This is a genomic window from Pseudomonas sp. R37(2017) (genome assembly GCF_002113375.1).
In the GTDB taxonomy this organism is placed as follows: domain Bacteria; phylum Pseudomonadota; class Gammaproteobacteria; order Pseudomonadales; family Pseudomonadaceae; genus Aquipseudomonas.
Map to the genome: position 1 here is coordinate 610,357 of NZ_NEHO01000001.1, position 23,432 is coordinate 633,788.

The following is a 23,432-nucleotide window of genomic DNA, read 5'->3' on the forward strand; positions in this document are numbered from 1 at the left end:
ATGCGCAGGAGGTCACAGGTAAAACGCCGCGCATTGTACACCTGTAACCCCCTGCTGCCAGACCCGCTGGACAAGCGTGTCTATTGCCGGGATTGCCTGTGTCCACCCCGAGAGACTCGGGCGGCTGCAAAAAATGGGTCGGATCCTTGCGGATCATCGACAGGAAAGGCAGGAAAACCGCCTCTCACAGAGGGATGGAAATGGAATATGGCGTTCATTGCGCCTCCTTTTTGTTATGCACCTGCACGACAGGCATGCGCGCATCTGACCCTGCATGGAGTGTTGAAACAAGCGGGCCGGAAGACTGAAAGTCGAACGGAAGGCGCTGATGCGTAAGCGTTTTCTTACGACCTGCGGGGACAGGCGAATCCACTGGAATAATCGGCGGATTTCGTCAGGTTTTCTTTACAGTGTGTAATTTTGATTTTCCACTTCGGACATTTCTTTGCTGCGACTGGCGCCTTCGCGAGCAGGCTCGCTCCCACAGGAGACCGGGTTACTTCACAGAAATGCGATCCCTTGTGGGAGCGAGCCTGCTCGCGAAGGCGTCTTCATAAACAACACAGACACAAAACCGGGCCCCAAAAAAAACGCCAACCCGAAGGTTGGCGTTTCTCATGAAGCGCTCAGCCGATTATTCCGGCTTGCGACGACCGAAGCCTGGACGCTGGCCGGAACCGGCCGGCGCGCCACGGCGCTTGCCCGATGGCGAGTCACCGTCCACCAGCTTGATCCCCGGACGCTTCGGTGCAGGCTTGGATGGACGCTTGGTGTCGACCGGACGGTCGGCCACTGGCGTACCACGACCTTCACCACGCTCAGTACGGCCATTGGCAGGACGTGGCGTGCGTGGACCGCGCTCACCGTCCTGGCGGGCAGCCGGCTTGCGCCCCGGACGCTCGCCTTCGATATGCGGCTCGCGGCTGGCACGTGGCGCGGCAGGCGCGTCAGTCGCCGGACGCAGGGTACGCACGCGTTCAGTCCTGGCCATCGGACGCGACGACTTACGCTGCATCCGCTCGAGCTTGTCTTTGCTCTTGGCGTTCAACTGCGGCAACGCCACCGGTGTCAGGCCGACTTCGGCGCTGAGGATGTCGACTTCGTACTGGCTCATTTCGCGCCAACGGCCCATCGGCAGGTCGGAATTGAGGAACACCGGGCCGAAACGCACGCGTTTCAGACGGCTGACCACCAACCCCTGGGACTCCCACAGGCGACGAACTTCGCGGTTGCGACCTTCCATCACCACACAGTGGTACCAATGGTTGAAACCTTCGCCACCCGGAGCCTGCTGGATATCGGTGAAACGCGCCGGGCCGTCTTCGAGCACAACGCCGGCCTTCAGGCGATCGATCATCTCGTCATCGACTTCACCACGCACACGCACGGCGTATTCGCGATCCATTTCGAAGGACGGGTGCATCAGGCGGTTGGCCAGCTCACCGTCGGTGGTGAACATCAGCAAACCGGTGGTGTTGATGTCCAGGCGGCCGATGTTGATCCAGCGCCCCTCTTTCGGACGTGGCAGCTTGTCGAACACGGTCGGACGACCTTCCGGGTCGACACGGGTGCAGATCTCGCCGTCGGGCTTGTTGTACATGATCACGCGGCGGACCGATTCGGCGGCCTCTTCGCGCTTGATCACCTTGCCATCAATGGTGATGGCGTCGTGCATGTCGACGCGCTGGCCAAGGGTGGCGTCTTTGCCGTTGACCTTGATGCGGCCGTGGCTGATCCAGGCTTCCACGTCACGGCGCGAGCCGACGCCGATACGGGCGAGGACTTTCTGCAGTTTTTCGCCTGCAGGGCCGATTGGCTGGTCGTCTTGCGGGTCTTTGATACTCATCTGGGCACCTCCCGGTGTGGTCTGAAAACTGGGTACTTGGGCGAAGGGATCGCCGAAGGGTCGCGAATCATACGCGTATGCGGGCGATTGCGCATCAGAGACTAGCTGATCAAGACGAGGTTATTTGCTTTTCCGCTGGCCGGCGGCTCGCAGCTGGCTTGCGAACCCAAACCTTGTGGGAGCGAGCCTGCTCGCGAATGCAGTGGATCAGGCAGCAAGGATGTTGGCTGACACTCCGTCTTCGCGAGCAGGCTCGCTCCCACAGGAGGTCCCACAAAGATCGGGATTCGTATCAGTCCTCGAACTGGCGGCGCTCGGCTTCGATGGCTTCAGCCAGGGCCAGGGCTTCGGCCTCTTCGTCCGACAGCTCCGGCTCGGGTTTAGGCTGTTCGAGAGCGGCGACGGCGGCCAGGAGTTTTTCCCGGGCTTCGGCAACGCCGAGGATGTCGTCTTCCTGCTCCGGCTCGATTTCAGGCTCGGATTCGACTTCCGGCTCAGGCTCGGGCTGTGTCACATCGACCTCTGGCTCGATAACCGGCTGTTCCGGATCGAACCCAGGCGATGCGCCATCACGCAGCAAGTCGTCGAAGTCGGTCTTGAGCCCCTCCTCCATGCTGTCCAGCTCCAGCAACAGCGTGTGGAAACTGGTTTCTTCCTTCGGCTCTTCCGGCTCGGCGCTGGCGTCGGCCAACTCTTGCAGCCCTGCGGGTACCGGGGCATCGTCGAAGTCCAGCACCGGGTCCGGTTCCAGCTCGCGCAGTTCAGCCAACGGCGGCAGGTCATCGAGGTTTTTCAGGTTGAAGTGATCGAGGAACGCCTTGGTGGTGGCGAACATCGCCGGTTTGCCGGGCACGTCACGGTAGCCGACGATGCGGATCCACTCGCGCTCCATCAGCGTCTTGACGATGTTGCTGTTGACCGCCACACCCCGCACGTCTTCGATTTCGCCACGGGTGATCGGCTGGCGGTAAGCGATCAGGGCCATGGTTTCCAGCATGGCGCGGGAATAGCGCTGCGGGCGCTCTTCCCACAGGCGCCCGACCCAGGGTGCAAATTTCTCGCGAATTTGCAGGCGATACCCCGAGGCCACTTCCTTCAGTTCAAAGGCACGGCCATCGCAGGACTTGGCCAGAATCGTCAGGGCCTTCTTGAAGACCGGCGGTTCCGGGCGCTCGCCCTCCTCGAACAGTTCGAACAGGCTTTCCAGGGATTGCGGCTTTCCCGAGGCCAACAGAAAGGCTTCAAGCAAGGGTGCCAGGTCACGGGGTTCAGTCAGGTTCATGTTTCGACTCGTTATTCGGCTCGGGCTCGCACGTGGATCGCGGCAAATGGCTCATTTTGCACCAGCTCGACCAGGGATTCCTTGACCAATTCAAGGATCGCCATAAAGGTCACCACCACCCCCAGGCGCCCTTCTTCCGCGGTGAACAGCTCGACAAACGGCACGAAGCCACCGCCCTTGAGGCGTTCCAGCACATCGCTCATGCGTTCGCGGGTCGACAGCGCCTCGCGGCTGACCTGATGGCTTTCAAACATGTCGTCACGGCGCAACACCTCGGCCATCGACAGCAGCAACTCGGACAGGCGCACGTCCGGCAACAGCTTGCGTGCCCGGGCCTCCGGGGCTTCGAGCTTGGGCACCACCACCTCGCGACCGACGCGACTCAAGCCATCGATACCTTCGGCGGCCGCCTTGAAACGCTCGTATTCCTGCAAGCGGCGGATCAGTTCGGCGCGCGGGTCTTCCTCTTCGTCTTCGACGGTTTCTGCCCGCGGCAGCAGCATCCGCGACTTGATTTCGGCCAGCATCGCGGCCATCACCAGGTACTCGGCGGCCAGTTCCAGGCGCACCGATTGCATCAACTCGACATAGCCCATGTATTGGCGAGTGATTTCCGCCACGGGGATGTCGAGGATGTTGATGTTCTGCTTGCGGATCAGGTACAGCAACAGGTCGAGGGGGCCTTCGAAGGCTTCGAGGAAGACCTCGAGGGCATCGGGCGGGATGTACAGGTCCAGCGGCATTTCCATGACCGCCTGGCCATAGACCATGGCGAAGGGCAGTTCCTGCTGGGCTCCGGCCTGACTGTCGACGGGTTCTACGGCGGACATCTAGGCCTCGACCATGAACGGCGAAGGGTCACCGCAACCAACGCGAATGACTTCCGGCTCGCCGTCAGCGAGGTTGATCACGGTAGACGCCTTGATCCCGCCGAAGCCGCCATCGATGATCAGATCGACCTGGTGCTCGAGCAGCTGGCGCATTTCGTAAGGGTCGGTCATCGGGTCGGTGTCGGGCGGGATGATCAGGGTCACGCTCATCAACGGCTCGCCCAGTTCTTCGAGCAACGCGAGGGCGATCGGATGGCTGGGCACCCGCAGGCCGATGGTGCGTTTTTTCGGGTGCAGCAACAGCCGCGGCACTTCGCGGGTGGCATTGAGAATAAACGTATAGGGCCCCGGCAGATGGGCCTTGAGCAAACGAAACAGTCCAGTGTCGATCTTGGCGAACAGACCCAGTTGCGACAGATCGCTGCAAATCAGCGCGAAGTTGTGCTTTTCATCCAGCCCGCGCAAACGTCTCACGCGCTCGACAGCCACCCTGTCGCCGATCTGGCAACCAATGGCGTAGGAAGAGTCCGTGGGATAAATCACCACCCCGCCCTTGCGGATGATCTCGACCGCCTGTTTGATCAGGCGCGCTTGCGGGTTTTCCGGATGAATCTGGAAAAATTGACTCACATTCTCTACCTGTTCAGACGGCGGCAATAACTGGGTCATGTTTGAATCGACACCATAGTGGTGGCAGATCCTCCGGGAGCGGCCGGTATTCACCGATCTCCGACCAGCCTCCAGGGCCATGAAAATCACTGCCGGCACTGACCAGCAGACCGAACTCGCGGGCGAGAATGGCCAGGCTGCCCACTTGCTCGGCAGGCTGGTAACCATTGACCACTTCGATGGCGTGGCCCCCTGCTTGAATATAGTCGGCAATCAGGCGACGACGCTTGCTTCGGGTGAATTCGTAGTGCCAGGGATGCGCCAGACTGACCCAGGCCTTGGCCGCACGCAGGGTTTCGACGGTTTCCTCCAGGGTCGGCCAGTGCTGCTTGACGTCGCCCAGCTTGCCGGCGCCGAGCCATTTGCGGAACGCCTCGGCGCGGTCCTTGACGAACCCCTCGCGCACCATCCAGTCGGCGAAATGCGGGCGGGCTGGCGCGTTACCGCTGTCGCCCAGTTCGTGCTGGATCTCCCGGGCACCCTCCAGCGCCCCCGGCATGCCTTTGAGCGCCAGTTTGCGGCTGATTTCCTCGGAGCGCAGCCAGCGGCCATCATGCAATTTGGCGATGGCCTCGACCAACGGCGCGGCATTTACGTCAAAACCGTAACCCAGGACATGAATGGTCGCGCCGCCCCAGGTGCAGGACAACTCGACGCCGTTGACCAGTTGCATCCCCAGCGCGGTCGCCGCCTGGCGGGCCTCATCGAGGCCTTCAAGGGTGTCGTGATCGGTCAGGGCCAGGACTCGCACGCCTTTCTCGAACGCCCGCGCCACCAGAACCGCAGGCGCCAGGGCGCCATCGGAGGCCGTGCTATGGCAGTGCAAATCAACATTCACGGGGCTTTGTAACCTCAAATCAGCTGGCGCTATCGCGCGCCCATATGTTTGTTATTATGCCGCCACATCCTGCTTCTGGCTGCCACTGTGAAACAATTCATCGATTTCATCCCGCTCCTGCTGTTCTTCATCGTCTTCAAACTCGATCCCCGAGTGGTCGACATTGCCGGCCACGAGGTAACTGTAGGCGGTATCTACAGCGCCACCGCCATGCTGATCATCAGCTCCCTGGTAGTCTACGGCACGCTGTTCATCAAACAGCGCAAGCTGGAAAAGAGCCAGTGGCTGACCCTGATCGCCTGCCTGGTCTTCGGCGGCCTGACCCTGGCCTTCCACAGCGAAACGTTCCTGAAATGGAAAGCCCCGGTGGTCAACTGGCTGTTCGCCCTGGCGTTCATTGGCAGCCACTTCGTCGGTGACAGCCTGCTGATCAAACGCATCATGGGCCACGCGTTGAGCTTGCCCGAGCCAGTCTGGACGCGCCTGAACATCGCCTGGATCGCCTTCTTCCTGTTTTGCGGCGCCGCCAACCTGTTTGTCGCGTTCACTTTCCAGAGCTACTGGGTCGACTTCAAGGTCTTCGGCAGCCTGGGCATGACTTTGCTGTTCCTGGTCGGCCAGGGCATCTACCTGTCCCGCCATCTGCACGATGCCGACACCACTACGCCAAAAACCGAGGACTGACATGCTTTACGCAATCATTGCCACAGACGTCGCCAACTCCCTGGAAGCCCGCCTGGCCGCACGGCCTGCACACCTCGAGCGCCTGCAAGTGCTCAAGGGCGAGGGTCGCATCGTTCTGGCCGGCCCACACCCGGCGGTCGACAGCAATGATCCGGGCGCGGCGGGTTTCACCGGCAGCCTGATCGTCGCCGAATTCGATTCCCTGAGTGCCGCCCAGGCCTGGGCCGACGCCGACCCGTACATCGCCGCAGGCGTCTACGCCAACGTTCTGGTCAAGCCGTTCAAGCAAGTCCTCCCGTAATTCCCCCCCTGTGCGGTGAACCATATCGGTTCATCGCGTTCTCAATCGCTCATTATTCTCGTTTGCCGGCCGACAACTTGCCCAATACTCGTATTGGAATCAGGAGTCGCGATGCGCAAGGGTCCGTTGTGTCTGATGTTGGTCACGTTGTCGATCGTGGCACCCGCCCACGGTGAAGACGACGCCGAGAGTGGTAACTCGACGCCGCTGTCCCTGAGCGCCGGTAGCCAGATCACCGAGCTGCAGCAACGCTTGAAAGAAAGCGAACGGCAACGGGAAGAGCTGAGCAAACAATTGCAAACTGCCGATGGCGAACGCGAAAGTCCGCTGCTGGCCCGGCTGCGCCAGGAGAACCAGCGTTTGAAGCTGCAACTCAAGGAAGCCCAGGCCAGCAGTCCGCTGCCGCGCCTGCTGACCGACCAGCAACAATGGTTCGTCATTGGCGCCGGGGTAGCGCTATTGGCTCTGCTCTGCGGTATCTTCGCCAGTGGAGCAAGTCGAAAACGTCGACAATGGCTAAATTGAGTGAGTCATGAGCGAGCTGTTACTTATTGATGATGACCAGGAGCTGTGTGAGCTCCTGAGCAGTTGGCTGGGTCAGGAAGGGTTTCAGGTACGTGCCTGTCACGACGGTCAGAGCGCCCGCCGAGCACTGGCCGAAACCGCCCCCGCGGCCGTGGTGCTGGATGTGATGTTGCCCGATGGCAGCGGCCTGGAATTGCTCAAACAGTTGCGCAGTGATCACCCGGACTTGCCGGTGCTGATGCTCTCCGCCCGGGGCGAGCCCCTGGACCGTATCCTCGGCCTGGAACTCGGCGCCGACGACTACCTGGCCAAACCCTGCGACCCTCGGGAACTGACGGCTCGCCTGCGCGCCGTCCTGCGCCGTAGCCACCCTGCGGCGGTGTCCAGCCAGATGGAACTGGGCGACCTGTGTTTCAGCCCGGTGCGCGGCGTGGTCAGCATCGACGAACAGGAATTCACCCTCACTGTCTCCGAAAGCCGCCTGCTCGAAGCCCTGCTCAAGCAACCCGGCGAGCCCCTCGACAAACAGGAACTGGCGCAGATCGCCCTCGGCCGCAAGCTGACCCTGTACGACCGCAGCCTGGACATGCACGTCAGCAACCTGCGCAAGAAGATCGGCCCACACCCCGATGGCCGGCCGCGCATCGTGGCCCTGCGCAGCCGTGGTTACTACTACAGCCTGTAGGCTTTGTCAGGTCGGCGGGAAAGCGTCTTTACCCAAGCTTTACGCTCCGCTGACCGCCGCTGACCTTGATCTGCGTAACCTGTACTCATCCGGAACGTACCGGGAACGAGACAAGGAGATACACCATGCGCAAGACTCTTATCGCTCTGATGTTCGCAGCTGCCCTGCCGACCGTTGCCATGGCCATGCCTGAAGGCACCGGTCCCATGGATGGCCCGATGGACGGTTCACGCCACGGCGGTCAGATGCACGGCATGCACGGTAAAGGCCCCTACAGTCAGCTGGACCTGAGCCGCGAACAGCGCGAGCAGATCCGCAAGATCATGGGCGAGCAGATGCACGAGCGTAAGCAACTGGTCGAGAAGTACCTGGAGAAACTCTCGCCAGCCGACCAGAAGGCGATGAAAGACGAAATGACCGCCAAGCGTCAGAAAGCAGAAGCAGACGTGCGTGCCGTGTTGAAACCGGATCAACAGAAGAAATTCGACGAGATCCAGAAAAAACAGGCTGAGCGTCGCGCCGAGTGGGCTGAATTCAAGGCCTGGAAAGCGCAGCAACCGCAAAAAACGCAATAATGCGCTAACTCCGGACCCAACGGCCATGCACCGTTGGGTCTGACACCACCCTACTCACTGTGGGAGAGCTTGTGTGGCGAGGGGGCTTGCCCCCGTTGGGTCGCGAAGCGGCCCCGGCATTTCAACGTTAAACCGCATGTGACGGGTTTACGACTGCTTCGCAGCCGAACGGGGGCAAGCCCCCCTCGCCACAAGCTCGCTCCCACATGGATTTGTGATCGTTTGAGGATTTTCCGTGCGTTCATTGTTCTGGCGTATCCTGGCCAGCTTCTGGCTGGCCATCGCTCTGGTTGCAGGGCTTTCCATCCTGCTCGGGCACATGCTCAACCAGGACGCATGGATTCTCAGCCGTCACCCGGGCCTCAACACGCTGGCCGAACAGTGGACACAGACCTACGAAAGCCAGGGCGAAGACGCCGCCCAGGACATACTCCAGCAACGCAAACGCCAGTATCACATCGACGTTCAGGTGTTCAACGAGAGTGGCGACCCGGTGGTGCGCGGTACCTTCCCGAGACGTGCGGCGGCCTTTGAGGCCCGCCAGACCAACGAGGACCGGCGCCTGCCCTGGCGGCGTCTGACGGATGAGTTCACCAGTGAAAAAACCGGCGACACCTTCCTGTTCATCTACCGCATTCCGCACCCGGAACTGGATGCCTGGCACCGCGAGAGCCTGCTCTGGCCGCTGAGTGCCCTGGGGATCGCCCTGGTGGTGCTGACCCTGTTCAGCCTGCTGGTGACCTTTTCCATCACTCGCCCGCTCAGCCGTCTGCGCGGCGCGGTGCATGACCTGGGCCAAACCACCTATCAACAGAACAGCCTGGTCAAGCTGGCCAACCGTCGCGACGAGTTTGGCGTGCTGGCCAACGACTTCAACCGCATGGGCGCGCGCCTGCAAAGCCTGATTGGCAGTCAGCGACAACTGCTGCGCGACGTCTCCCACGAACTGCGCTCGCCTCTCGCCCGCCTGCGTATCGCGCTGGCGCTCGCCGAACGGGCCGGGCCACAGGAACGGGAACAACTATGGCCGCGCCTGACCCGCGAGTGCGACCGACTGGAAGCGCTGATCAGCGAAATCCTGGTGCTGGCGCGGGTCGATTCCGATAACGCCAGTGCCGAAGAGGTGGATCTGAATGCCTTGCTCATCACCTTGCAGAAGGATGCGCAACTCGGCTCCCCCGAGCAGCTCGTGCACCTCGAAGCCGAGCCGCAACTGAACCTGAAAGGCTGGCCGACCATGATCGAACGGGCCGTCGACAATTTGCTGCGCAATGCCCAGCGTTTCAATCCGGTGGGTGGCCTGCCAATCGAAATGCAGGCGCTGCGTCAGGGTGAGCGGATCGTCGTGACCGTGCGCGATCACGGACCTGGAGTCAGCGCCGAATACTTGAGTCAGCTCGGTGAGCCGTTTTATCGGGCACCGGGGCAGACAGCGGCCGGACACGGCCTGGGCCTGGCCATTGCCCGGCGAGCGGCGGAGCGACATGGCGGTAGCCTGATGCTGGCCAATCACCCGGAGGGCGGGTTTATTGCCAGCCTGGAATTGCCTCTCGTACCAGGAGCAGTGGTACAACCCTGACCCTTGTGGGAGCGAGCCTGCTCGCGAAAGCGGTGGGTCTGATACTTCAATGCCGGATGTGTCGACCTCTTCGCGAGCAGGCTCGCTCCCACAGGTTTTGCGGTGTCAGGCTTTTCCCGGCCAGGCGCTGACAAACTCGGTCAGGTCGACTTTGTCGGCCACACGCGGCTCTTTCTGCGGCGTGCCCAGATACAGGAAAGCAATCACCTCTTCCCCCTCCGCCAGCCCCAAGCCCTTGGCCACATGGGGCGAGTACGCCAGGTCACCGGTACGCCACACCGCCCCGATGCCCTGCGCATAGGCCGCGAGCAAAATCCCGTGGGCCGCACAGCCCGCCGCCAGCCGTTGCTCGGACTTGGGATACTTGACGTGATCCTGCACGCGAGCGATCACCACCACCACCAGCGGTGCCCGCAGCGGACCATTGCGCGCCTTGTCGATGGCCGCTTCGCTGACTTCGCTGTCCGAAAGCTTCGCCGCTTCGGCCAGCAATTCGCCCATTTGCTCACGTGCCGCACCTTCTACCGTCAGGAAACGCCAAGGCTGCAAGTGACCGTGATCCGGGGCACGCATGGCGGCGCCAAACAGCACTTCGCGCTGCTCGGCAGTGGGTGCAGGATCAATCAGTCGTGGAACGGAAACACGGTTGAGCAAAGCGTCGAGAGCCTGCATCGGCTACCTCCTGAAAAATTTGTGCGGCTATTCTAGCTGTAACTGCCGCGGCAGTGCCGGTTTACATGCCCTGCCTCGCGGGTAGAATGGCGACCTTTCCACTATCAGCCGAGCGGACCTCATGGCGTTGCCGACCTTACGGATCATTGGTTTCATCATCGGCATCTTCCTGATCACGCTGGCGATCTCCATGGTCATCCCCATGGCCACGCTGGTCATTTTCGAGCGTACCAGCGACCTGCCATCATTCCTCTGGGCCAGCATGATCACCTTTGTCGCCGGTTTGGCGCTGGTGATTCCGGGGCGCCCCGAACACATTCACCTGCGCCCCCGGGACATGTACCTGCTGACTGTCAGCAGCTGGCTGGTGGTGTGCATCTTCGCCGCACTGCCGTTCCTGCTGACCCAGCACATCAGCTACACCGATTCATTCTTCGAAAGCATGTCCGGCATCACCGCCACTGGCGCAACCGTGCTCAGCGGCCTGGACACCATGTCCCCCGGCATCCTGATGTGGCGCTCACTGCTGCACTGGCTCGGCGGCATCGGCTTCATCGGCATGGCGGTGGCAATCCTGCCGCTCTTGCGCATCGGTGGCATGCGGCTGTTCCAGACCGAATCGTCTGACCGCTCGGAAAAAGTCATGCCCCGCTCGCACATGGTGGCGCGGCTGATCGTGGCGACCTACGTCGGCATTACCATTGTCGGCAGCCTGGCGTTCTGGTGGGCCGGGATGAGCCTGTTCGACGCCATCAACCACGCGATGTCGGCGATTTCCACGGGCGGCTTCTCCACCTCCGACCAGTCCTTGGCCAAGTGGCAGCAACCGGCGGTGCATTGGGTCGCGATCGTCATCATGATTCTCGGTGCCCTGCCGTTCACCCTGTATGTCGCCACGTTGCGTGGTAACCGTCGGGCGCTGATCAAGGATGAACAGGTTCAAGGCCTGATCGGCATGCTGCTGGTGACCTGGCTGGTGCTCGGTACCTGGTATTGGTGGACGACCCAGCTGCATTGGCTGGAGGCGTTGCGGCACGTGGCGCTGAACGTGACGTCGGTAGTGACCACCACCGGTTTTGCACTGGGGGACTACAGCCTGTGGGGCAATTTCTCGCTGATGCTGTTCTTCTACCTGGGGTTTGTCGGCGGTTGCTCCGGCTCGACCGCGGGGGGCATCAAGATTTTCCGCTTCCAGGTCGCCTACATCCTGCTCAAGGCCAACCTTAACCAGTTGATTCACCCCCGCGCGGTGATCAAGCAGAAGTACAACGGTCACCGTCTCGACGAAGAAATCGTGCGCTCGATCCTGACCTTTTCGTTTTTCTTTGCAATCACCATCTGTGTGATTGCGCTGCTGCTGTCGCTGCTCGGCGTAGACTGGATGACCGCCCTCACCGGCGCGGCCAGTACCGTGTCCGGTGTCGGCCCGGGGCTGGGCGAAACCATCGGCCCGGCGGGCAACTTCGCCACCCTGCCGGACGCCGCCAAGTGGATTCTGTCGTTCGGCATGCTGCTGGGCCGACTGGAAATCATCACTGTGTTTGTGCTGTGCATTCCGGCATTTTGGCGTCATTGACCGCTTCAGGTGCTTGCATCAGCCGCATCCGGTACTCGCCGGGTGTGGCATCGAACCAGCGCCGGAAAGCACGGAAGAAGTTGCTCGGATCGGCGAACCCCAGCAGGTAGGCAATTTCCAGCAAGGTCATGCTCGGTTGCGCCAGATACTGCTCGGCCAGTTCGCGCCGGGTATCGTCCAACAGCACCTGAAAGCTCGTGCCCTCTTCCTGCAAGCGCCGTTGCAAGGTGCGCTGGGACAGATGCAGCGTCTGCGCCACGGTGTCGCGCTTGGGCTCGCCCTGGGGCAACAGGCGGCACAACACCTGCCGCGCCTTGTGGGTCACGCGGCTTTCGGAAAAACGCGCCAGATACTCGCCGGCAAAGCGGTCATGCAGCAACGCCATGGCTTCGTTGGCCGTCGGTAACGGCGCTTCCATGTCCGCGCGCTCGAAAATCAGCGCATCGTAAGGCGCGTTGAATACCAGCGGTGCATGGAAAGCTTGTTTATAGGGTTCCAGATTGGCCGGCTCGGAGCCTTGCACCAGCACTTTGCGTGGTTGCAACGTACGCCCGGTCAACCAGCCACACAGCGCCAGGGCGCAGGCCATCGAGGCTTCGGCGCTTTGCCGGGTTGGCGGAAGATGGTCGCCATGCACCGTCAGAATCAGTGCGTAGCCTTCATCCAGCAGTTGGAAACTCAGGTCGGCACTTTCGGCAATGATTCGCTGATAACGCACCAGGCGCTGGAACCCTTCGGCCAGGGTCTGACTGGACATCAGGGCGTAACCGGTCACATGAAACTGCGCCGGTCGCACCACCTTGCCCATATTCAGGCCGATGGCCGGATTGCCCGACAGCTCGACCGCGCGTTGCCACAGCCGTGTCATGGAATCTTGCGGGAAGCGTGCATCCGGATCATCCAGTGCCGCGTAGTCGAGCCCCAGCTGCTTGAACAGAACCCGGCAATCCAGGCCGTCCATCTCCAGCGCTTTGACAATCCCCATCGCCCAGCTTGCAGAAGTCGTTCGTTCGCTCATGGCGTTTTCTTACATGGTGAGCCGCATGTGACGGCTATTGACTGAAGGATACTAAAGTGGCGCCTATTGTCAGTGGCTCATGCCATTGATCACTCTAGACTCAAATAAGCTACCCGCAGAACAACTTGCAGTCAGAACAATAACCACAGAGATCGCAGTCGTGGAAAACGTCAAACGATTCAACAGTTTCGCTGAGTTCTACCCTTACTACCTCAGCGAACACAGCAACAGTGCCTGCCGCCGACTACATTTTATCGGCACGACGCTGGTTATCTTGATACTGACGCTGACCATCGGTCGCGGCGCCTGGGCTCTGCTGTGGGCCCTGCCTTTGGCGGGTTACAGCTTTGCGTGGGTCGGGCATTTCTTCTTCGAGAAGAACCGCCCGGCAACCTTCCAACACCCCTTCTATAGCCTGCTCGGCGATTTTGTCATGTACCGGGACATGATCCTGGGGCGAGTTCCGTTCTAGCCGACATCCGTCACAAGAGAGTTGCCCATGAAGGCCAATGCCCGCTTCACCCATATGCAGGACGGTACTCGGGAAGACTGGGCGATCATCGCCGCGGACTTCAGTGCCTACGCCAGACAATTGCCTGCACGGATATTGGCGCACCTGAAGTTACTGGAGGGTGATTTTGGCGGTTTCCCGGTGGATCGCCTGACCCACTCTCTGCAAACAGCCACCCGCGCCTGGCGCGATGGTCGCGACGAAGAGTACGTGGTCTGCGCCCTGCTCCACGATATCGGCGACACGCTGGGCTCCTACAACCATCCGGACATCGCGGCAGCGATCCTCAAGCCATTCGTCAGCGCCGAGAACCTGTGGATGGTGGAAAAGCACGGGGTTTTCCAAGGCTACTACTTCTTCCATCACCTGGGCATGGATCGCCATCTGCGTGAGCAATTCCAGGATCATCCGCAGTACCAGGCAACCGTCGAGTTCTGTGCCAGGTACGATGCGGCGGCGTTTGATCCGGCGTACGACACGCTACCGTTGAGCTTTTTCGAGCCGATGATGGAGCGCTTGTTTGCGCAGCCCAGGAACTCGATCTACAAGGCGGCGATGCAAGAGCACGCGCCGGTATGAGTCATGTCGGGACCGCTGCGCGGTCCATCGCGAGCAGGCTCGCTCCTACAGGTTTTGCGGCTCCACGGACAATGTGTTCACTACAAATACTGTAGGAGCGAGCATGCTCGCGATGAGGCCAGCACAGGCACACTGATTTTCAGGCCAGCTCGGCCACCCCGGCCGCCTTCAACTGCGCTTCCCGCGCCTGGGCATCCGCCAGACGATACAGCTCGATCGAACCATCCCAGTGCTCGATCAGCGCCGTGCACGACTCCACCCAGTCGCCGCAATTGAGGTAGTCCACCTCGCCGACCTTGCGAATCTCGGCATGGTGAATGTGCCCGCACACCACGCCATGCAGCTCACGCTTGACGCATTCATGGGCGATGGCTTCTTCGAAGTCGCTGATGAAGCTGACCGCGGTTTTCACCTTGTGTTTGAGGTAGGCCGACAGCGACCAGTAGCCGTAGCCATATCGCGCGCGCCAATGATTGAGCCAGCGGTTGAGGGTCAGGGTGAGTTCGTAGGCCGAGTCACCGAGAAAAGCCAGCCAGCGATGGTAACGGGTGATCACATCGAACTGGTCGCCATGGATCACCAGCAGATGCCGGCCGTCGGCGGTGACGTGCACGGCTTCGTCCACCAACTGGATGTTGCCCAGAATCAGCTTCGAATAGCGGCGCAGGAATTCGTCGTGGTTACCGGTGACGTAGATAACCTCGGTGCCACGCTTGCTCATGGTCAACAGGCGACGGATGACATTGGTGTGCGCTTGCGGCCAGTACATGCCACCGCGCAGTTTCCAGCCGTCGATGATGTCGCCGACCAGGTAGATTCTGTCGGCGTGATAGCCCTTGAGGAACTGCGACAGGTGTTCAGCCTGGCAATCCCGGGTGCCCAAATGCACGTCGGAAATCCATAAAGTCCGTACGCGTTGCTTACGGGTGGGTTTGGCGAGCTCGGCGCTGGTCATGGGCAACCCTCTGGCAAGTTTTGCCAAGTCTGCTCCGGCCCGGTGAATGGTCCATGACAGCGACGAGTCAGTCCTGTGACAGCGCTGACAGGCCCGCTCGGTGTAGACTGGCGCCCTGAACCGGGAGACCCGCGATGAGACCGATCCTCACGCTTCGCCAATACAGCCACGACCTGATCGTCCATAGCCACGACCACGCACAACTGGTGTTCGGGCTCTCGGGCGCCCTGGATTTCGAGGTTGACGGCCGTGGCAGCCAGGTGGTCCAGCAGAGTTTCGTGGTGATACCGTCGGGCGCTCATCATGCATGTGGCAGCCCCAATGGCAGCCGCTGCCTGGTGCTGGATGTGCCCGGCGAACAATGGGTTGCCCAGTCGCTGGGCGATCACGCCGAGTCCAGCAGGCGTTTGCTCGACAACGCCGGCCGTCTGTCACTGGATGCCGGGCAAAGCCAACTGGTCAGTTGGCTGGCGAACAGTCCGGTCGATGATCCGCTGATTGCGCAACAAGGTGCGGTACTGTTGCTGGCCAGCCTCAACAACGCCAGCCCCGACGCCGTCGGCGGTCGTCGCCTGCCCTACGCCGCGCTGAACGCACACATCGATCAGTACGCGGCATATCCGCTGCAGGTGGCCGACCTGGCCCGGGTGGCCGGTCTCTCCAGTGCCCGTTTGCATGCACGGTTCGTGGCCGAATGCGGGCAGACGCCGATGGACTACATTCGCAGCCGACGCCTGCACATCGCGGTGCGCCTGCTGCGCAACTCCGCGCTGCCCATCGGCGAGATTGCCAGCCGTGTCGGCTACAGCTCCCAGAGTGCCTTCGCGGCGGCGGTGCTGCGCGAGTTCGGGGCATCGCCCGGAAAACTGCGGCGCGAGACTGGCGACAAAAAACGCTAGTTTGCCGACAGACTTGCCGGGCGATTACGCGCTTCAATGATGCCTCCGTTCGAATGTCGTTAAGGACTGCAATGACTCCCCGTACTGCCCTTGGCGCCCTGCATGTCGGCGCATTGATGTTCGGCCTGACCGGCGTGTTCGGCAAACTGGCGGCCGCGCCACCGGCGATCATCGTTTTCGGCCGCGCCGCTTTCGCCGTGCTCGCGCTGGCGTTTTTTGCACGCTTCGCCAGGCAGATGCGCTGGCAGAAACTCGCAGCCGTGGACTGGCGTCGACTGCTGCTCAGCGGCTTGTTGCTGGCCGGGCACTGGGTAAGCTTCTTCATTGCGGTGAAAGTCGCAGGCGTGGCGATTGCGACGCTCGGCTTCGCCAGCTTCCCGGCATTTACCGTGATCCTTGAAGGGCTGATCTTCCGCGAGCGCATTCGCGCCAACGAAATTGTGCTGGTACTGCTGGTGAGTGTCGGGCTGGTGCTGGTCACGCCTGACTTTGATCTGGCCAGCGGCGCCACCACCGGCCTGCTGTGGGCCGTGGGTTCCGGATTGCTGTTCGCCCTGCTGTCGCTGACCAACCGAGCCAGCTCCGGGCGAGTCCCGCCCGTGCAGGCAGCGTTGTGCCAGAACGTGGTGGTTGCCCTGTGCCTGCTGCCGGTCGCGGCGCCGCAATTGAGCGAAGTACGCAGCATCGACTGGCTGTGGATCGGCCTGCTCGGTGTGTTCTGCACCGGTGTCGCCCACAGCCTGTTCGTCGCCAGCCTCGCGGTGATCAAGGCACGCACCGCCGCCGTGGTGTTCGCCCTGGAGCCGGTCTACGGCATTACCGTTGCGTGGCTGTTGTTCAATGAAAACCCGACCCTGCGCATGTTGCTGGGGGGCGCGCTGATCATCGTGGCGATTGTGGTGTCCAGCAGGCTCTCAAGTGGCTCCAGCAAGAACGCCGTTGCCGCCGAGGCTGCGTCTCACTGAGTGCGGTCGTTGTGTCCCAGGTCGCGGTCCGGGTCGATCTGGTCGCGGACCCGCTGCTTGAGCACTTTGGCCTCGGGAAAACCGCCATCCGCCTTGCGCTCCCAGATCTGCACGGCGTCACAGAAAACGTGAAAGACCCCGCCGGTGCCCGGCACCAGGGAAACTTTGCCCAGGTCATCACCAAAGGTGCTGAGCAGCTCCTGGGCCAGCCAGGCTGCACGCAACAGCCATTGGCATTGCGTGCAGTAGGTGATGACGATTTCGGGTTTGCTTGCGTTCATGACGGGACCTGATTCCAGAGATTGACGATGCCGCTATGATAGCCCGGCCGGTGTCGTCCGAGTCGCGGGATCGGGTTGTTCCTCCAGCATGAATGCAGGCTCGATCATGCTCGGGACAGCCAGTGGCTTGTTCTCGTCTGGGCTGAGCACGTCCCAGCTCGACGCCATGGACAATTCATCCAGGTTGAGTCGGTACCCATCGTCAGGCACGGTTTCGCCAGATATCGCCGTACCCGGGACCACTGCCACGGCCGCGGCGACCGGGATGGGACGACTGCAATCGACCAGCTCAAGCTCCTCGTTGGCAGGCCCCATGTCACGCTGTGCAGTGAAAGATTGCATGACGGGCGGCCATACCGATGGCTCGGCAAAGACTTCGGGCAACGGCTCATATGGCGCAAGGGCCTCATGCTGCTGGCGCCGACGGCGAACAAACCAGCCAAGCACCAGCAATGCCATCGCTGCTGACACGCTGGCCATCGACAGCCATCCAGTCCCGGGTTTCTCGGCAATAGCCGGGACTGATGCCACTGCGTCAGAAACAATGGGTTGCGCCTTTACTTTCTCAAGTTCCGCCAGTTGGGTTTGCAGCTCGGCCAACTGCTTTTTCTGGCCGGCGATCAACTGGTCCCGGTCTTGAAGCTTCGCGTTGAGCTCATCGACCGAGATTTGCAACGAGTGGTTTTGCAGGGCGCTGGTGGCCAGTTGTTCCACGGCAGGATCCACTTCGGGGACTGCGGCTGCTGGCGTCGACTTTGCCACGGGTGACGGCATTACAGCTGGTTGAACACGGGGGAATGCGGACGTCGGAGTACCAAAAACCGCTTCATCGGCGGCAGGAACAACACCTGGCGAGCCCGGCGGATCGATCAGTACCGTGTACTCGCGTAGTAACCGACCGTTGGGCTGATCGAGCTGCACAAGAAAATTCAGGAAGGGTTCACTGACCGGCTTGCCGGACGTCACCTGGATCAAGCTGCGATTACCGCGCAGGACCGGAGTGAACGTCAGGTTGTCGAGGAACAATACCCGGTCGACCCCGGCACGGCTGAACTCGTCTGCCGTTGCCAGGCTCACCGACAGCTCGTTCTCCTCCAGGCCAGCCGCATCCACCAGTGCGATTTCGGCACGCAGCGGTTGATTCAACGCCGAATACAGGGTGATTTCACCCAGGCCCAGCGCAGGCGCCCATGCCGAGTAAGTGACCGCGGCCCCGGCCAGCAACCACTGAGAACAACTGCGCAAAATCGATCGCCAACACTTGAGCATGAGCATCCTTGAGATCTACAAAAACTACCCGTACGCGTTCGTACATCCGTTACGAACACGATATTGCCGAGTAGTTCTTATAGTCTGCCCAATGAGCTATCTCAAAAACCTGGCGTTCGGTTATGCCTCAGGATCTTTCAAGATTACCCAGGATGTGTCCATGAACCCGCATGCACACCTTCAAGTCCGCCTCATCGACGCCTTCGAACAGTTCGTGGCGCAGTTGCGTGGCAATGGTTTCAATTTGTTCGATCAGAGGAAGTGCCGGGGCGCAGAGCACGATTTTCTTTGCCCGACGGTCTTCCAGTACTGCCTGGCGTTGCACCAGGCCCTGGCTTTCCAGACTGTCGAGTAAACGGGCAAGGGTCGGGCCTTCAACGCCGACACTTTGTGCCAGCTCACGCTGGGTTGGGGCTTCTTCGAAACGCGCAAGGTGCAGAAGCACCAGCCAGCGTGCCTGGGACAAGCCCATACCCGCCAGCCGGCGGTCCAGTTCGGCGCGCCAGCCACGGGACATCTGGGCCAATTGCATGCCAAAGCGGTGTTGTTCGGTTAACGGCATAAAACACTCATGGTTAGACTGAAATAAAACTAATTATTAGTCAGCTAAGCATGAGCCTCGACTTGAGGCAAGGCTTGTTCTGTAGTGAATCGTTACATCAGCACTACAGATGTCTCAAATCTCGAATTCCGACTGCAAGGCAGCGCGAACGCAGTACAAAACCCCTTCCGGTACCCGCCCCACGAACAGCGCGGCGACTTCGGACACCGGCGGCAATTCGCCTTCGCCATCGAGGAAGGCGTCTTGCACTTCGCCCATCAGGTCTTCTGGCAGATCCAGCGCCTGCTCCAACGACAACTGCTGCTTGCCGATCGCTTCGGCCAGCATGGTGTAGACGTTCTTTTCCGAGCACTGCAATTGGCCGGCGATCTGTACCGGCGTCATGCCGGCCCGTGCCAGGGTGATCAGCTCATGACGTACGTCGGCCACCGCCTTCGGTGCCTCGACCTGACCGCCGAGCACTTCGAGGAAGGCCTCGCCATAACGCTCCAGCTTGCGCGCACCGACGCCGCTGACCCTGGCCATTTGCGCCAACGAAGTGGGTTGGCTGCGCAGCATTTCCAACAAGGTCGAGTCGGGGAAAATGACGTACGGCGGCACGCCATGTTCTTCGGCAAGCTTGCGCCGCAGGGCGCGCAAGGCTTCCCACTGTTCCCGCTCCTCGCCACGAACCAGCTGGCTTGCCTGGCTCTTGCTGCTTTTCGCCACGGATTGCGTCTTGAGGTCGCGACGAAGCTCCAGGGTCACTTCCCCCTTGAGCAGCGGCCGGCAGCTGTCGCTCAGGCGCAAACCGCCATAGCCCTCGAGGTCGATATCGGCCAGGCCACGGGCCACCAGTTGGCGGAACAACGAGCGCCATTCGCCCTCGGCCATTGCCTTGCCGACACCAAACACCGACAGATGCTGGTGGCCAAAATTGCGGACCTTTTCGTTGTCCTTGCCGAGCAATACATCCACCAGGTGCCCGACACCGTAGCGCTGACCGGTACGGTAGATCGCCGACAGCGCCTGACGCGCAGGCTCGGTGGCGTCCCAGGTCTGCACGCCGTCGACACAGTTGTCGCAATGACCGCAAGGCTCGGGCAGGTCTTCGTCGAAGTAGGCCAGCAGCGTTTGCCGACGGCAGCGGGTTTCTTCGCAGAGCGAGAGCATGGCGTCTAGCTTGTGCTGCTCCAGGCGCTTGTGTCGCTCGTCGCCTTCGGAGTTCTGCAGCATCTGCTTGAGCATCACCACGTCTTGCAGGCCGTAGGCCATCCAGGCATCCGCGGGCAGGCCGTCTCGGCCGCCACGGCCGGTCTCCTGGTAATAGGCTTCAAGGGATTTCGGAAGATCGAGGTGCGCGACAAAACGCACGTTGGGTTTGTCGATGCCCATGCCAAAGGCCACGGTGGCGACCATGATCAGGCCTTCCTCATTGAGGAAGCGTTTCTGATGGTAGGCGCGCAGATCGTTGGGCAGGCCCGCGTGGTATGGCAGCGCCGGGAAACCCTGCTCGCTGAGAAACGCGGCGACTTCCTCGACCTTCTTGCGCGACAGGCAATACACGATGCCCGCATCGCTGCGGCGCTCGGCGAGGAACGCCAGCAACTGCTTGCGCGGCTGTTCCTTGGGCACGATGCGATAAAAGATGTTCGGCCGGTCGAAGCTCGACAGGAAGCGCTCGGCGTTTTGCAGGTGCAACCGGGTGACGATTTCTTCCCGGGTACGCTTGTCGGCCGTGGCGGTCAGCGCAATGCGCGGCACGTCGGGAAACATTTCCGCCAATTGACCCAATTGCAGGTATTCCGGACGGAAGTCGTGACCCCATTGCGATACGCAGTGTGCTTCGTCGATGGCGAACAGGGCGATGTTCAGCCCTTGCAGAAATGACAGCATGCGCGGCTGGACCAGACGTTCCGGCGCCAGATAAAGCATTTTCACTTCACCGCGGCGAATGCGGGCGGCGAGGTCTCGCTGCTGCTCGGCGCTGAGGGTGGAGTTCAATGACGCGGCCGCTACGCCCAGCTCTTCGAGCGTGGCGACCTGATCGTCCATCAGTGCGATCAGCGGCGAAACCACTACGGCCAGCCCTTCGCGCAACAGCGCCGGGACCTGGAAGCACAGGGATTTGCCGCCGCCGGTAGGCATCAGGACCAGGGCATCGCCGCCGCTGGCCACGCGCTCAATGATTGCACCCTGACGGCCACGAAAACTGTCGTAGCCGAAGATGTCCTTGAGGACGCGTTGAGCCTGTTCGAGCATAGAAACTCCAAAAATCACCGAAACATCCCTGCAAGGCTGGTTCAGAACCCGCGACGCTGCACCGACAAATCGTAAGTGCGCATTACATGACGCTTCACATTTCAGCCGTGACGCCAGCAGGGCATCACAAAACGCGCGAGTATACCCGAGCCCTGCCCGGCAAAGGGCACCGCTGATAAGACACACACGAACCAACCTGTGGGGCAAAAATGCCGTGCGGCTGGCCCAAGCGCTCAAGAAGGCCTAGAATTCCCGCATCGAACATTCCCCAAGGTAGTCCTTAATGTCCTTCGCTGAGCAACTAACCCGCCTGCAAGTCTTCCTCGACGCCGATGAACTGCATGACGAGGCGCTGGACTACGTGGCCGCCCACGGCTACCTCACTGCGCTGTCGATCTGTTCCGAAACCGTTCCTGATCGTGAGTGGATCGACGCATTGTTCGCCGAAGAGCCGCATTACAGTGGCGAAGCCCAGCGCGAAGAGATCGAAGCCACGCTGATCGGCCTCAAGGCCCACATCGCCCGCCAACTGGCCTCCGACGAGGAGTTCGAGCTGCCGTGCGACCTCGACCTGGGCGACGACCCGGACGACTCCGAGCTGCGCGGCTGGTGCATCGGCTTCATGGAAGGCGTGTTCCTGCGCGAAGAAGCCTGGTTCGAAACCGCCGAAGACGAAGTCAGCGAAATGCTGCTGCCGATCATGGTCGGTTCGGGTCTGTTCGACGAGCAGCCGGAGTTCTCCGACATTGCCGCCGATGCCAACCTGATGGACGACATGATCGTGCAGATCCCGGAAGCCCTGACCGCGCTGTACCTGCTGTGCAACGCGCCAGACGAAAAACCGGCGATTCTCAAGCCACGCCACCACTAAAGTCCGGCCTATGGACAACCCCATAGGCAACCGCCCCCTGATGTTGCGCTACGTGCTGCTGGCCATCGGCTGGCTGAGCGTAGTGCTGGGGGTGATCGGGATTTTCCTGCCGGTACTGCCTACCACCCCTTTCCTGCTGCTGGCGGCCGCCTGCTTCGCCCGCAGCTCGCCGCGCTTCTATCAATGGCTGGTCGAGCATCCTCGGCTCGGTCCGTGGATTCGTGACTACCTGGATGGCAATGGCATTCCACTCAAGGGCAAGGTCTACGCCATCGGCCTGATGTGGGCGAGCATCCTGTTCTCCTGCTATCTGGTGCCGCGGCCCTGGGCTCGGGGGTTCATGCTGACCAGTGCCGTGCTGGTGACGATCTACATCCTCAGGCAAAAAACCCTGCGCAAACCCTGATTTCACCCTCGCCACAGGCGTTCAGTCTCGTCCGACGACCTGCCCTTCCCCGGCAAAAACTCCACCTAAACTTCACACACCTACACTCGAGCAGCCAGACATGGCCCGCAGTCTGCGTAGTCCAGGATGGCCAGCGCTCCGACTTCGGCTCGGCGGATGGTTGCTGCTGGCTGGTTTGCTCCTGGCCGTATTCAACGGGGTCCGGGCCGACTGGGACTTTGCGCAGATCCTGCAAACCGTCGAACAGCGCTACGGCCCGCCGGGACCGGCACGAGTCCGGGTCGAGGCGTGGAGTCAAATGCTGCAAGCTGCACGCGGCGCGCCAGAGCGTGAGCAGCTCAATACGGTGAACCGCTTCTTCAATCAGCAGTTGAATTTCCAGGACGACATTCGCATCTGGCAACAGACCGATTACTGGGCCACGCCCGTCGAAGCCCTGATCAAGGGCGCCGCCGATTGCGAGGACTATGCATTGGCGAAGTATTTCAGCCTGCGCCGACTCGGCATTCCCAGCGAAAAACTGCGCATCACCTACGTCAAGGCCCTGAACCAGAACCAGGCGCACATGGTGCTGACGTTCTACAACAGCCCTGCGGCTGACCCACTGGTGCTGGACAACCTGATCAGCGAAATCCGCCCCGCGTCCCAACGCAAAGACTTGCTGCCGGTGTACGCCTTCAACGCCGAAGGCCTGTATCTGCCGGGCAAGAACGGCGGCCAGCGCAGCAGCGACTCGAAAAAGCTCTCGCGCTGGCAGGACGTTTTGAAAAAGATGCAGGCCGAAGGCTTCGACATCGGCGACGGCTAACCGCC

General features: G+C 61.3%; 26 protein-coding genes. 14 read left to right on the forward strand and 12 right to left on the reverse strand.

The window, feature by feature from the left end; all coding sequences use genetic code 11:
* Nucleotides 1-634: 634 nt before the first annotated feature.
* From rluB to CAG47_RS02950, 5 genes are all read right to left on the reverse strand, one after another.
* Nucleotides 635-1,846 carry a 23S rRNA pseudouridine(2605) synthase RluB gene (gene rluB / locus CAG47_RS02930; protein WP_085723401.1) on the reverse strand — a complete coding sequence of 404 codons (1,212 nt, stop codon included), beginning with the start codon at nucleotides 1,844-1,846 and terminating at the stop codon, nucleotides 635-637.
* A 292-nt stretch (nucleotides 1,847-2,138) separates the two neighbouring features.
* Nucleotides 2,139-3,128, reverse strand: coding sequence for an SMC-Scp complex subunit ScpB (gene scpB / locus CAG47_RS02935; protein WP_085723402.1), 990 nt, complete (start codon nucleotides 3,126-3,128; stop codon nucleotides 2,139-2,141).
* 11 nt (nucleotides 3,129-3,139) lie between these two features.
* A complete protein-coding gene (locus CAG47_RS02940; protein WP_177408910.1) occupies nucleotides 3,140-3,898 on the reverse strand; it encodes a ScpA family protein in 759 nt (252 codons plus the stop codon).
* A gap of 60 nt (nucleotides 3,899-3,958) precedes the next feature.
* A complete protein-coding gene (locus CAG47_RS02945) occupies nucleotides 3,959-4,588 on the reverse strand; it encodes an L-threonylcarbamoyladenylate synthase (protein WP_143515798.1) in 630 nt (209 codons plus the stop codon).
* Between the two features lie 13 nt (nucleotides 4,589-4,601).
* Nucleotides 4,602-5,465, reverse strand: a complete 864-nt coding sequence (locus tag CAG47_RS02950; protein WP_085723405.1) for a PHP domain-containing protein — start codon at nucleotides 5,463-5,465, stop codon at nucleotides 4,602-4,604.
* An 87-nt stretch (nucleotides 5,466-5,552) separates the two neighbouring features.
* On the opposite strand from CAG47_RS02950, the gene CAG47_RS02955 reads away from it, so the two are divergent.
* From CAG47_RS02955 to CAG47_RS02980, 6 genes are all read left to right on the forward strand, one after another.
* The gene (locus CAG47_RS02955; RefSeq protein ID WP_085723406.1) at nucleotides 5,553-6,149 is read left to right on the forward strand and encodes a septation protein A; all 597 of its coding nucleotides are present in this window, start codon (nucleotides 5,553-5,555) and stop codon (nucleotides 6,147-6,149) included.
* 1 nt (nucleotide 6,150) lies between these two features.
* Nucleotides 6,151-6,450 (forward strand): YciI family protein, encoded by a 300-nt coding sequence (locus tag CAG47_RS02960; protein WP_007984134.1) that lies wholly within the window; start codon nucleotides 6,151-6,153, stop codon nucleotides 6,448-6,450.
* Between the two features lie 111 nt (nucleotides 6,451-6,561).
* Nucleotides 6,562-6,975 (forward strand): translation initiation factor 2, encoded by a 414-nt coding sequence (locus CAG47_RS02965; RefSeq protein WP_085723407.1) that lies wholly within the window; start codon nucleotides 6,562-6,564, stop codon nucleotides 6,973-6,975.
* A gap of 7 nt (nucleotides 6,976-6,982) precedes the next feature.
* Nucleotides 6,983-7,660, forward strand: coding sequence for a response regulator transcription factor (locus CAG47_RS02970; RefSeq protein ID WP_085723408.1), 678 nt, complete (start codon nucleotides 6,983-6,985; stop codon nucleotides 7,658-7,660).
* A gap of 125 nt (nucleotides 7,661-7,785) precedes the next feature.
* Nucleotides 7,786-8,235, forward strand: coding sequence for a Spy/CpxP family protein refolding chaperone (locus CAG47_RS02975; RefSeq protein ID WP_085723409.1), 450 nt, complete (start codon nucleotides 7,786-7,788; stop codon nucleotides 8,233-8,235).
* A 235-nt stretch (nucleotides 8,236-8,470) separates the two neighbouring features.
* Complete coding sequence (locus CAG47_RS02980) at nucleotides 8,471-9,814, forward strand: HAMP domain-containing sensor histidine kinase (protein ID WP_085723410.1); 1,344 nt, start codon at nucleotides 8,471-8,473, stop codon at nucleotides 9,812-9,814.
* Nucleotides 9,815-9,919: 105 nt separating this feature from the next.
* Here CAG47_RS02980 and CAG47_RS02985 read toward each other — a convergent pair whose 3' ends face one another.
* Nucleotides 9,920-10,486 carry an NAD(P)H nitroreductase gene (locus CAG47_RS02985; RefSeq protein WP_085723411.1) on the reverse strand — a complete coding sequence of 189 codons (567 nt, stop codon included), beginning with the start codon at nucleotides 10,484-10,486 and terminating at the stop codon, nucleotides 9,920-9,922.
* A gap of 121 nt (nucleotides 10,487-10,607) precedes the next feature.
* Between CAG47_RS02985 and CAG47_RS02990 the strand changes: the two genes are divergently transcribed.
* Nucleotides 10,608-12,062: a TrkH family potassium uptake protein gene (locus CAG47_RS02990; RefSeq protein ID WP_085723412.1), complete on the forward strand. Its 1,455-nt coding sequence runs from the start codon at nucleotides 10,608-10,610 to the stop codon at nucleotides 12,060-12,062.
* Here the strand turns inward: CAG47_RS02990 and CAG47_RS02995 are convergent.
* Complete coding sequence (locus CAG47_RS02995) at nucleotides 12,019-13,080, reverse strand: AraC family transcriptional regulator (protein WP_085723413.1); 1,062 nt, start codon at nucleotides 13,078-13,080, stop codon at nucleotides 12,019-12,021. The genes CAG47_RS02990 and CAG47_RS02995 overlap by 44 nt on opposite strands.
* A gap of 160 nt (nucleotides 13,081-13,240) precedes the next feature.
* Here CAG47_RS02995 and CAG47_RS03000 point away from each other — a divergent pair, with 160 nt between their 5' ends.
* Together CAG47_RS03000 and CAG47_RS03005 are read left to right on the forward strand one after the other, a co-directional pair.
* Nucleotides 13,241-13,552 (forward strand): DUF962 domain-containing protein, encoded by a 312-nt coding sequence (locus tag CAG47_RS03000; RefSeq protein WP_085723414.1) that lies wholly within the window; start codon nucleotides 13,241-13,243, stop codon nucleotides 13,550-13,552.
* A 27-nt stretch (nucleotides 13,553-13,579) separates the two neighbouring features.
* Nucleotides 13,580-14,170 carry an HD domain-containing protein gene (locus CAG47_RS03005; RefSeq protein ID WP_085723415.1) on the forward strand — a complete coding sequence of 197 codons (591 nt, stop codon included), beginning with the start codon at nucleotides 13,580-13,582 and terminating at the stop codon, nucleotides 14,168-14,170.
* Nucleotides 14,171-14,309: 139 nt separating this feature from the next.
* Here CAG47_RS03005 and CAG47_RS03010 read toward each other — a convergent pair whose 3' ends face one another.
* On the reverse strand, nucleotides 14,310-15,125 hold the full coding sequence (locus CAG47_RS03010) for a UDP-2,3-diacylglucosamine diphosphatase (RefSeq protein WP_085723416.1): 816 nt from the start codon (nucleotides 15,123-15,125) through the stop codon (nucleotides 14,310-14,312).
* A gap of 134 nt (nucleotides 15,126-15,259) precedes the next feature.
* Here CAG47_RS03010 and CAG47_RS03015 point away from each other — a divergent pair, with 134 nt between their 5' ends.
* Entirely contained in the window at nucleotides 15,260-16,024 is a 765-nt protein-coding gene (locus tag CAG47_RS03015) for an AraC family transcriptional regulator (protein ID WP_085723417.1), read from the forward strand.
* A 71-nt stretch (nucleotides 16,025-16,095) separates the two neighbouring features.
* On the forward strand, nucleotides 16,096-16,989 hold the full coding sequence (locus CAG47_RS03020; protein ID WP_085723418.1) for a DMT family transporter: 894 nt from the start codon (nucleotides 16,096-16,098) through the stop codon (nucleotides 16,987-16,989).
* Here the strand turns inward: CAG47_RS03020 and CAG47_RS03025 are convergent.
* From CAG47_RS03025 to recQ, 4 genes are all read right to left on the reverse strand, one after another.
* Nucleotides 16,983-17,270, reverse strand: a complete 288-nt coding sequence (locus CAG47_RS03025; RefSeq protein ID WP_085723419.1) for a SelT/SelW/SelH family protein — start codon at nucleotides 17,268-17,270, stop codon at nucleotides 16,983-16,985. The genes CAG47_RS03020 and CAG47_RS03025 overlap by 7 nt on opposite strands.
* Before the next feature lie 33 nt (nucleotides 17,271-17,303).
* Nucleotides 17,304-18,539, reverse strand: a complete 1,236-nt coding sequence (locus CAG47_RS03030; protein ID WP_085723420.1) for a hypothetical protein — start codon at nucleotides 18,537-18,539, stop codon at nucleotides 17,304-17,306.
* 127 nt (nucleotides 18,540-18,666) lie between these two features.
* Nucleotides 18,667-19,101 carry a MarR family transcriptional regulator gene (locus tag CAG47_RS03035; protein ID WP_085723421.1) on the reverse strand — a complete coding sequence of 145 codons (435 nt, stop codon included), beginning with the start codon at nucleotides 19,099-19,101 and terminating at the stop codon, nucleotides 18,667-18,669.
* 114 nt (nucleotides 19,102-19,215) lie between these two features.
* Nucleotides 19,216-21,342: a DNA helicase RecQ gene (gene recQ / locus CAG47_RS03040; protein ID WP_085723422.1), complete on the reverse strand. Its 2,127-nt coding sequence runs from the start codon at nucleotides 21,340-21,342 to the stop codon at nucleotides 19,216-19,218.
* Between the two features lie 283 nt (nucleotides 21,343-21,625).
* Here recQ and CAG47_RS03045 point away from each other — a divergent pair, with 283 nt between their 5' ends.
* From CAG47_RS03045 to lapG, 3 genes are all read left to right on the forward strand, one after another.
* Complete coding sequence (locus tag CAG47_RS03045) at nucleotides 21,626-22,213, forward strand: YecA family protein (RefSeq protein ID WP_046816855.1); 588 nt, start codon at nucleotides 21,626-21,628, stop codon at nucleotides 22,211-22,213.
* Between the two features lie 10 nt (nucleotides 22,214-22,223).
* Nucleotides 22,224-22,619 (forward strand): YbaN family protein, encoded by a 396-nt coding sequence (locus CAG47_RS03050; protein WP_085723423.1) that lies wholly within the window; start codon nucleotides 22,224-22,226, stop codon nucleotides 22,617-22,619.
* Nucleotides 22,620-22,719: 100 nt separating this feature from the next.
* Nucleotides 22,720-23,427, forward strand: coding sequence for a cysteine protease LapG (gene lapG / locus CAG47_RS03055; RefSeq protein ID WP_085723424.1), 708 nt, complete (start codon nucleotides 22,720-22,722; stop codon nucleotides 23,425-23,427).
* Nucleotides 23,428-23,432: the final 5 nt, after the last annotated feature.